The organism is Rhodopseudomonas sp. (assembly GCF_048594845.1).
GTDB lineage: Bacteria > Pseudomonadota > Alphaproteobacteria > Rhizobiales > Xanthobacteraceae > Rhodopseudomonas.
Genome location: NZ_JBMDXE010000105.1, coordinates 25365 through 34066, shown reverse-complemented (window position 1 = coordinate 34066; position 8702 = coordinate 25365). Strand labels below are relative to the sequence as shown.

10 protein-coding genes are annotated in these 8702 nt (G+C 64.6%); 3 read left to right on the top strand and 7 right to left on the bottom strand.

Going from position 1 to position 8702, the window contains the following annotated elements:
* Nucleotides 1-406 precede the first annotated feature (406 nt).
* From ACOJTD_RS06085 to petA, 3 genes are all read right to left on the bottom strand, one after another.
* Complete coding sequence (locus tag ACOJTD_RS06085) at nucleotides 407-1081, bottom strand: dienelactone hydrolase family protein (protein WP_420132032.1); 675 nt, start codon at nucleotides 1079-1081, stop codon at nucleotides 407-409.
* A 171-nt stretch (nucleotides 1082-1252) separates the two neighbouring features.
* Nucleotides 1253-3322, bottom strand: a complete 2070-nt coding sequence (locus ACOJTD_RS06080) for a cytochrome c1 (RefSeq protein ID WP_420132031.1) — start codon at nucleotides 3320-3322, stop codon at nucleotides 1253-1255.
* Between the two features lie 49 nt (nucleotides 3323-3371).
* Nucleotides 3372-3899, bottom strand: a complete 528-nt coding sequence (gene petA, locus ACOJTD_RS06075; protein ID WP_420132030.1) for a ubiquinol-cytochrome c reductase iron-sulfur subunit — start codon at nucleotides 3897-3899, stop codon at nucleotides 3372-3374.
* Nucleotides 3900-4175: 276 nt separating this feature from the next.
* Between petA and ACOJTD_RS06070 the strand changes: the two genes are divergently transcribed.
* From ACOJTD_RS06070 to ACOJTD_RS06060, 3 genes are all read left to right on the top strand, one after another.
* Nucleotides 4176-4628 (top strand): tRNA (cytidine(34)-2'-O)-methyltransferase, encoded by a 453-nt coding sequence (locus ACOJTD_RS06070; protein WP_420132029.1) that lies wholly within the window; start codon nucleotides 4176-4178, stop codon nucleotides 4626-4628.
* A 10-nt stretch (nucleotides 4629-4638) separates the two neighbouring features.
* Complete coding sequence (gene queE / locus ACOJTD_RS06065) at nucleotides 4639-5271, top strand: 7-carboxy-7-deazaguanine synthase (RefSeq protein WP_420132028.1); 633 nt, start codon at nucleotides 4639-4641, stop codon at nucleotides 5269-5271.
* 76 nt (nucleotides 5272-5347) lie between these two features.
* Nucleotides 5348-5581 carry a YodC family protein gene (locus tag ACOJTD_RS06060; RefSeq protein WP_420132027.1) on the top strand — a complete coding sequence of 78 codons (234 nt, stop codon included), beginning with the start codon at nucleotides 5348-5350 and terminating at the stop codon, nucleotides 5579-5581.
* 82 nt (nucleotides 5582-5663) lie between these two features.
* Here the strand turns inward: ACOJTD_RS06060 and ACOJTD_RS06055 are convergent, their stop codons facing one another.
* The 4 genes from ACOJTD_RS06055 to ACOJTD_RS06040 are packed head-to-tail and all read right to left on the bottom strand — an operon-like array spanning nucleotide 5664 to nucleotide 8479.
* The gene (locus ACOJTD_RS06055) at nucleotides 5664-6920 is read right to left on the bottom strand and encodes a CCA tRNA nucleotidyltransferase (RefSeq protein WP_420132026.1); all 1257 of its coding nucleotides are present in this window, start codon (nucleotides 6918-6920) and stop codon (nucleotides 5664-5666) included.
* Nucleotides 6917-7180 carry a DUF6111 family protein gene (locus ACOJTD_RS06050; protein WP_420132025.1) on the bottom strand — a complete coding sequence of 88 codons (264 nt, stop codon included), beginning with the start codon at nucleotides 7178-7180 and terminating at the stop codon, nucleotides 6917-6919. Before ACOJTD_RS06050 ends, ACOJTD_RS06055 begins: the two co-directional genes overlap by 4 nt.
* Nucleotides 7177-7839, bottom strand: coding sequence for a CoA pyrophosphatase (locus ACOJTD_RS06045; protein WP_420132024.1), 663 nt, complete (start codon nucleotides 7837-7839; stop codon nucleotides 7177-7179). The genes ACOJTD_RS06050 and ACOJTD_RS06045 overlap by 4 nt, the downstream gene beginning before the upstream one ends.
* A 28-nt stretch (nucleotides 7840-7867) precedes the next feature.
* Entirely contained in the window at nucleotides 7868-8479 is a 612-nt protein-coding gene (locus ACOJTD_RS06040; protein WP_420132023.1) for a DUF1285 domain-containing protein, read from the bottom strand.
* Nucleotides 8480-8702: the final 223 nt, after the last annotated feature.

The following is an 8702-nucleotide window of genomic DNA, read 5'->3' as shown; positions in this document are numbered from 1 at the left end:
AGGCGCTGCGCGTGACACTCAACGAAAAAACGAAAGCGCCGGTTCTGATGGTTCAGAACCGGCGCTTTTGTTCGATCGGGACGATGCCTAGTCCGCGCGAAACCGGCGGGGAGACCGGGTTCGCGTCGGCCCTTGCAACAGGACGCCCGCGCTCGAGCAATCCTCCTCGCGGTCGTCGTCGAGCAACGCCGCTCCGCAATATCGGCAGAACCGGCCGCTCATCGCTGTTGCCCGACTCGGCCGCTGCGCTCGCTGATAGTTCGCGAAATCGATGATGCGGCCCGGCTTTACAACTTTGTCAACCATTGCTGTCCTCGTAGATCTGACAGCGTTATCGCAGCAAGCCTTCTTCCAAATCTTCAGCGGAAAGCTCAAATTTTAGAGGCAATCCGCCACCGCCGCTCGATCAGCCGAGATGCTTTCCAAAGAACTGCGTCGCACGCGACCACGCCAGTTCCGCGGCCTCCCGATCATGCACCGCGGCGCGCTGCTCGTTGACGAAGGCGTGGTCGGCCTCGTAGCGGAAGAACTCGGCGGACTTGCCGGCCTCCTTCAGGCCCTTCTCGAACGCATCGACCACCTGCGGCGTGCACCAATCATCGCGATTGGCGAAATGGCCCTGCATCGGCACGCGCACCTCCGACGGCTTCGCGGCCTGCTCGGGCGGAATGCCGTAGAACACAACCGCAGCACTCAATTCCGGAATCTTGCACGCGCCGATCACCGTCACGGCGCCGCCGAGGCAGAAGCCGGTGAGACCGACCTTGGCGCCGTTGCGCGACAGATAGTTCACCGCGCCGCGCACCGTCTGGGTGGTGGCGTCCATGAAATCGAGCGAGCTCATCTCTTTGTTGGCGGCGTCCGTGTCGTGATAGGGCACGACCTTGCCGTTGTAGAGATCCGGCGCCAGCGCATCGAAGCCGGCGAGCGCGAAGCGATCGGTCAGCCCCTTGATCTGCTCGGACAGGCCCCACCATTCCTGAATCACGACGACGCCGGGCGCATTGCCGCGCGCCGCGTTGGCCAGATAGCCGCTCGCCTCTTTGCCGTCGGGACGCTTGAAGGTGATGATCGTGCCCATGAATCCTCCGTGAGTTGCACTTTCGTTGCGGCGCATATTGTCCGCACTGCCGGGCGGATGCAATCGCCCGGACCGCGGCGCTGACGCGCAGAGCGCGCGCAACAAAAAAGCCCCCGTGAGGGGGCTTTCCGTCACGCGCGTGTCGTGCGCGCAGATCTTGAAGCGTGCGCCTCAGTGGATGTTCGACCACACCTTGCGCTTGGTGAAGTACAGCAGGCCGCTGAGGATGATCAGGAAGATCATGACCTGCAGGCCGAGGCGCTTGCGGGCTTCCATGTGCGGCTCCGCGGCCCACATCAGGAAGGTGGCGATGTCCTTGGCGTACTGCTGCACGGTCTGCGGCGAACCGTCGTCGTAGGTCACCTGACCGTCCGAGATCGGCGGCGGCATCTTGATCGAATGGCCCGGGTACCACTTGTTGTAGTACGAACCGTCCGGCAGTGCGAAGCCTTCCGGCGGCGGGTCCTGATAGCCCTGCAGCAGCGCGTCGATGTAGTTCGGGCCCTGCTCCTGGAACTGGCTGAACAGGTCGAACACGAACTGCGGGAAGCCGCGCGGATACGACCGCGCCTTGGCGAGCAGCGACATGTCGGGCGGAGCGGCGCCGCCATTGGCCGCGCGGGCCGCCTGCTCGTTCGGGAACGGCGAGTGGAAGGTGTCGGCGAGCCGGCCGGGCCGCTCGAACATTTCGCCGGCGTCGTTCGGGCCGTCCTTGATCGACGCTTCGGCGGCGATCGCCTTGGCCTGATCGACGGTGAAGCCCGGGCCGCCCGGCTCGGCGAGGTTGCGATACTGCAGCAACTTCAGCGAGTGACAGGCCGAGCAGACTTCCTTGTAGACCTTGAAGCCTCGCTGCAGCTGGGCGCGATCATAGGTGCCGAACGGCCCCGAGAAGCTCCAGCTCAGCGACGGCGGGGTTTCGCCGCCTTCCGATGCCTTGGCGGTCTGCACGCCGCCGACCAGCAGCGAACCGCCAAGCAGCACCGCGAACAGGCTCGCGGCCGTCGCCTTCATGATCTTGCCTTTGTTCAGCACGTCTTCGGCGATCGAGTTCGGCACCGGCAGGGTCTTCTCGACCCGGGACAGCAGCGGCAGCACGATCAGGAAGTAGGCGAAGTAGAAGAACGTGAAGACGCGGCCGAGGATCGTGTAGATGCCTTCCGCAGGCTTGCCGCCGAGCCAGCCCAGCATCACGCAGGTGGCCACGAAGCCCCAGAAGAAGCGCTTGGCCAGCGGACGATAGCGCGACGAGCGGACCTTGGCGCTGTCCAGCCAGGGCAGGAACAGCAGCACCAGGATCGCGCCGAACATCGCCACGACGCCGAGCAGCTTGTTCGGGATCGAGCGCAGGATCGCGTAGAACGGCAGGTAGTACCATTCGGGCACGATGTGCGCCGGGGTCACGCCCGGGTTGGCCGGAACGTAGTTCTCCGGGTCGCCCAGATAGTTCGGCATGTAGAAGATGAACCAGGCGTAGAAGATCAGGAAGCAGGACATGCCGAACACGTCCTTCAGCGTCGCGTACGGCGTGAAGGGGACGGTGTCCTTTTCGGTCTTCGGCTCGACGCCGGCCGGGTTGTTCTGGCCGGTGACGTGCAACGCCCAGACGTGCAGCACGACGACGCCGGCGATCACGAAGGGCAGCAGGTAGTGCAGCGAGAAGAACCGGTTCAGCGTCGGGTTGCCGACCGAATAGCCGCCCCACAGCAGCGTCACGATGCTGTCGCCGACGAACGGGACCGCCGAGAACAGGTTGGTGATCACAGTGGCGCCCCAGAAGCTCATCTGGCCCCAGGGAAGCACATAGCCCATGAAGCCGGTGGCCATCATCAGCAGATAGATGATGACGCCGAGGATCCAGAGCACCTCGCGCGGCGCCTTGTAGGAGCCGTAATACAGGCCGCGCAGCATGTGCACGTAAACGGCGATGAAGAACATCGACGCGCCCGCTGCGTGCATATTGCGGAGCAGCCAGCCGTAGTTGACGTCACGCACGATCCGCTCGACCGAGTCGAAGGCGAGATCGACATGCGGCGTGTAGTGCATCGCCAGCACGATGCCGGTCACGATCTGCACCGCGAGCATCATCGACAGGATGGCGCCGAACGTCCACCAGTAGTTCAGGTTACGCGGGGTCGGATAGGCAATGAAGGAAGAATGAACCAGGCCGGCAATCGGCAGGCGCTGCTCGAGCCACTTCATGAAAGGGCTCTGCGGTTGATAGGTCGATGGTCCGCTCATGATGCGATCCTAAACAAGGGATATAGCGACGACTCTGGACGCGGGAGCGTCAGCCGATCTGGATTTTGGAGTCGGAGACGAATTGATAGGGGGGGACCGGCAGGTTCAGCGGCGCCGGCCCTTGGCGGATGCGGCCGGAGGAATCGTATTGCGAACCGTGGCAGGGGCAGAAGAAGCCGTCGTAATTGCCCTCGTGGGCAATCGGGATGCAGCCGAGATGGGTGCAGATGCCGATCACGACCAGCCACTGCTCGTGGCCTTCCTTGGTGCGCTCCTGGTCGGTCTGCGGATCGGGCAGCGCCGACAGCGCGACGTTGCGCGCTTCCTCGACCTGCTTCTTGGTGCGGTTCATGATGTAGATCGGCTTGCCGCGCCAGAACACCTTGATGTCCTGACCTTCGGCAATCGGCGTGAGGTCGACTTCGATCGGTGCGCCGGCGGCGATGGTCGAGGCGTCCGGGTTCATCTGCGCGATGAACGGCCACACGGCCGCCGCTGCTCCGACGGCAGCTACGGCACCGGTTGCGATGTAGAGAAAATCACGGCGTGTCGGTTCCGCCGAAGTCTCTGTCGTCACGATCCAAAGCCCTTTCATCTCTGCGGCCGGCGAAGCGGTTCTGGCAGGTGCGAATAATCGCCCGAGGCAGGGTCGCCGAACTCCACAGCCCACGCATCCAACAGCTGCTTGTCATCAGCCGTTCAGCTAGAAACAGACAGTTCAGAATCGATCTATTGGCACCCTTGCCGGTAGAGCGCAAGCCCGCGAAGGGCTAATCGCCGCGGCTCGGACAATTCGACCAAGCAGTCATGTCACCTCGCGAGTTATGATTCAGTTGCTACGGAGCATTACGGAATGCGGATCGCCCTGTACCAGCCCGACATTCCTCAAAACACCGGCACTATTCTTCGGTTTTGCGCGTGTTTGAACGTCGAGGCTCACATCATCGAGCCGGCTGGTTTTCCGATCTCGGATCGTCATTTCCGTCGGGCGGGAATGGACTATCTCGACCAGGTAACGATCGTGCGGCACGATTCCTGGTCAAAATTCATGCAATGGCGGGATAGTGCCGACTGTCGCGTGATTTTACTTACAACGAAAGGCGTAACACCCTATCTCGAACAGCGTTACCGATCCACTGACGTGCTGCTGCTGGGCCGAGAAAGCGCTGGCGTGCCGCAACAAGTCGCCGATGCGGCCGATGCGCGGGTGGTGATCCCGATGCAGGCGGAGATGCGTTCGCTGAACGTCGCGATGGCGGCCGCGCTGGTGGTCGGCGAGGCGCTCCGGCAGACACGAAGCGAGTAAAGGACACGAGTTGAGCTACGCGGTGAAAGAGATCTTCCTGACCCTGCAGGGCGAAGGCGCGCATGCCGGACGCGCGTCGGTGTTCTGCAGATTTGCGGGATGCAATCTGTGGACGGGGCGCGAGCAGGACCGCGATCAGGCGGTGTGCAAATTCTGCGATACCGACTTCGTCGGCACCGATGGTACGCTCGGCGGTCGCTATGCGGATGCTGATCAGCTCGCGGGAGTTATTGCAGCGCAATGGAGCGGTGACGATCGGGATCGCTACGTAGTGATCACCGGGGGCGAACCGTTACTTCAGCTCGACATGGAACTAATTGATGCACTGCACAAGCAGGGCTTCGCGATCGGAGTGGAAACTAACGGGACGATCGAGCCACCTCCCGGAATTGATTGGCTTTGTGTCAGCCCGAAAGCCGGGGCGCCGCTCCGGGTGCAATGCGGTAACGAGCTCAAGCTGGTGTACCCGCAGGCCGGCGCGATGCCGGAGCAGTTCCAGGCGATGGCGTTCGAGCGGTTCTCGCTACAACCGATGGATGGTCCTCGGCAGATCGACAACACCCAGGACGCGATCGACTACTGCCTCCGCCACCCGCAATGGCGGCTCAGCGTCCAGACCCACAAGGTGATCGGCATCCGCTAGGGCGCCCCGGCCGTGATCGCCCTGTCATGGGGCCCCGCTAGGCTGGCTGCGTGGTCATTTTCCAGCGGAGCCAAACATGAACTTGAAACCGGGCGACGTCGTGATTCTGAAATCCGGCGGCCAGGCGATGACGGTGGCGGAAGCCCGTGCCGACGAGGCAGTCTGCGTGTGGATGGGCGAAGAAGGCGATCTGTTCCGCGAGTCCCTGCCGCTTGCCGTCCTCGAAGCGATCGAAGTCGACGATGAGGACGACGAAGAAGACGAGGATGACGACGGCGAAGACGACGCCGAGGCCAGCAAGGTCGCCTGAGCCGGCCGCCGCGCCGGTTTGACGGCGCACGCTTCCGAACCGTTGCGGTCACGGCCCCTCCGGGTCCGCAGCGGTATCCCCGCTACACCAGATGGTCCTTGGCGAACCGCGCCGCCGCCTGGTCAGCGATCGCCTGCAGTCGTGCGGCGTCGAGCGGAAAGTCCGCCGCCAGCCACGCATCCTCCGCCAGCGTCAGCACATGCCCCAGCGCCGGCCCGGCCGCGAACCCGCGCGCGATGAAGTCGGCGGCCTTGAGCGGAAACACCGGCGCACGCCAGCGTTGCGGCAGAGCGATCTTCTCCCGCCAATATGAGGGATCGGCGCGACTGCCGGCGCGCGCGAAGGCCAGCATCATGCGATCGTGGAAGCGCGCTTCGCCGAGGCGATACAGCCGGCGCCGCGCGGTCGCCTCGTCCATGGCGGCGAGCCGCCACCAGCGGTGCCCCATCGAATCCAGCCGCTTGGTCTCGGCGTTCGACAGCCGCAGCCGCTGCGTCAGCCGCTTGGCGTCTTCGGTCACGGCTACCGCCAGCGCACCGAGCCGCCGCACCGGATCCGCCGGCAAGCCGAGCGCGGCTTCGGCGGCGATCATCGCCGCCAGCGTGCCCGGATAGCTGACGCCGCCCAGCACCTTGAGCAGCAGGCCGCCATCGGCCATCGCCACCACCGACGCCAGCGCGCCATCGGCCACCATCAGCTTGAGGATCTCCATCCGCACCCGCTCGGCCGACAGCGTGGCGAGGCCGCCGCCGCCGCGAATGCAGGCGAGCAGCCCGTCGCGCTCCGGCGCGCCGGCGCCGTAGGCGGCGTGAATGCGGAAGAACCGCAGGATGCGGAGATAGTCCTCGGCGATGCGCTGATCGGGATCGCCGATGAACCGCACCCGCCGCGCCGCGATGTCGTCGAGCCCGCCGACATAATCGTGCACGGCGCCGTCGGCGGACAGCGACAGGCCGTTGACGGTGAAGTCGCGGCGCTGCGCGTCGCGCACCCAGTCGCGGCCGAACGCCACCTTGGCCTTGCGGCCGAAGGTCTCGACGTCCTCGCGCAGCGTGGTGACTTCGAAGCCGTGCCCTTCCAGCACCAGCGTGATGGTACCGTGTTCGATGCCGGTCGGCACCGCCTTGATGCCGGCGGCCTTGGCGCGGCGGACGACTTCGTTGGGCAGTGCCGTGGTGGCGATGTCGATATCGCCGATCGGCAGCCGCAGCAGGGCGTTGCGCACCGCGCCGCCGACCACGCGCGCCTCCTCGCCGCCGCCGTTCAGCAGTGCGAGGACCTTGGCGGCCGGGCCGTCATGCAGCCAGGGCGCATCGGCACGCACCACCGCGCCGGTCATTTTTCTGCTCCAGGGACGAGCCGGCCATCCTCGATATGCGCCGGCACATAGGTCGCGCCCGGCGGCGCGCCCGAATAGTGCACCAGCAGCAGCAGGCTGATGATCACCAGCGCCAGCGCCGCAATAAGTAGCCATGCGACGATCCGGAACGGCCAGGACGAACGATGCGTCAGCGCCGCCCGCGTGGCCACCAGATAGACCGCGTAGAGGATGAAGGGGATCAGGAAGATCGCGACTTCCGTGAGAATCGCACGGATCATGGCAGGCAGATCCGTTCGTACAGCACCCGCAGGATCCCTGCTGTCGCGCCCCAGATGTAGCGTTCGGCGAACGGCATCGCGTAATAGGAGCGCTGCGCGCCGCGGAATTCCTTGCTGTGCAGCTGGTGATTGCCCGGATTCATCAGGAACGACAGCGGCACCTCGAAGGCGTCGTCGACTTCGCCCTTGTTGATGGTGAGTTCGAAGCCCGGCCGCACCCGCGCCACGGTCGGCAGAATGCGGAAGCCGAACGCCGTGCCGTAGACGTCGAGATAGCCGATCGGCTCCACGTAAGAGCGATCGAGTCCGATTTCCTCCTCGGCCTCGCGCAACGCGGCGTCGAGCGGCGAATTGTCGGCGGCATCGATCTTGCCGCCGGGAAACGAGATCTGGCCGGCGTGATCATTCAGGTGTGCCGCGCGCATCGTCAGCAGGACGGTCGGCTCGGCGTGCTCGATGACGGGAATCAGCACCGCCGCGGGACGGATCGGCCGCTCCTCGGCGATCAGCTTCAGCATCCTGTCGGTGCCGGCGTCGCCGCTCGCGGGAATGATGCTGGCGTCGGTGAGCGCCGGCGGCACGTCGAACCGCAACCGCCTGTGCGCGCGATCGAAGAAGTCCGCCGAACTGATGCTGCCAGGGGCAGACTCGATCGCCATCGTCAGCTCGTTCAAGGCGCGTCCCTACTCAAAGTGCTTCCCTCATCTGCTCCGCGTCGGCCATCGCGAAGAATGCGCCGCCTGAAGCAATGCCGAACTTGGCCTGACCATCGACCATCCGCTCCTCGCCGATGTCAACCAGATCGTAATACAACGCCCGTGTCACCTTCGCCCAGAGATCGGCGCGGACGTGCAGATACGGCATCAGGCCGCCATCCTCCGCGACCTCGAACCGCAGGCGGTGGTCGGCATCGCACGTCACCCAATCGTCGACATTGGTGCGAAAGCGCAGCACCGGCCCGCGCGAATCCGCCTCCTTCAGCATCTCCACCGCGGTGAACGGCGCATCGTCGACCGTGATCCCGACCTTTTCGACCGGTGTCACCAGGAAGTGCTTGCCGTCCTCGCGCTTCAGGATGGTGGAGAACAGCCGCACCAAAGCGGGACGGCCGATCGGCGTGCCGAGATAGAACCAGGTTCCGTCGCTGGCGATGCGCATGTCGAGATCGCCGCAGAACGGCGGATTCCACAGATGCACCGGCGGCAGGCCCTTGCCCTTGGCGGCTTCACCGGCCGCATCGCGCGCGGCAGCGGTCAATCCGTCGAGATTACGGTTCGCGGTCTGCCCTTGCTTCGCCATGGTTTACCCTGACCCTGAACTTTCTGATTGGCACATAAGCTGCACGTCTTCGATAACGTGCAGCATGGGTTAACTCTCCACATCGTGATGGGCGCAACTCCGTGATGCTCATAATGTGGGGATAGATTTGGCCAATAAAACCATAGCCTTCGCTTCAAAGCAGCGGGCAGCCTAGCATGCAGGCGGAAGCGGTACGATGCCGCCGCGCCGGATCGGGCTGAAC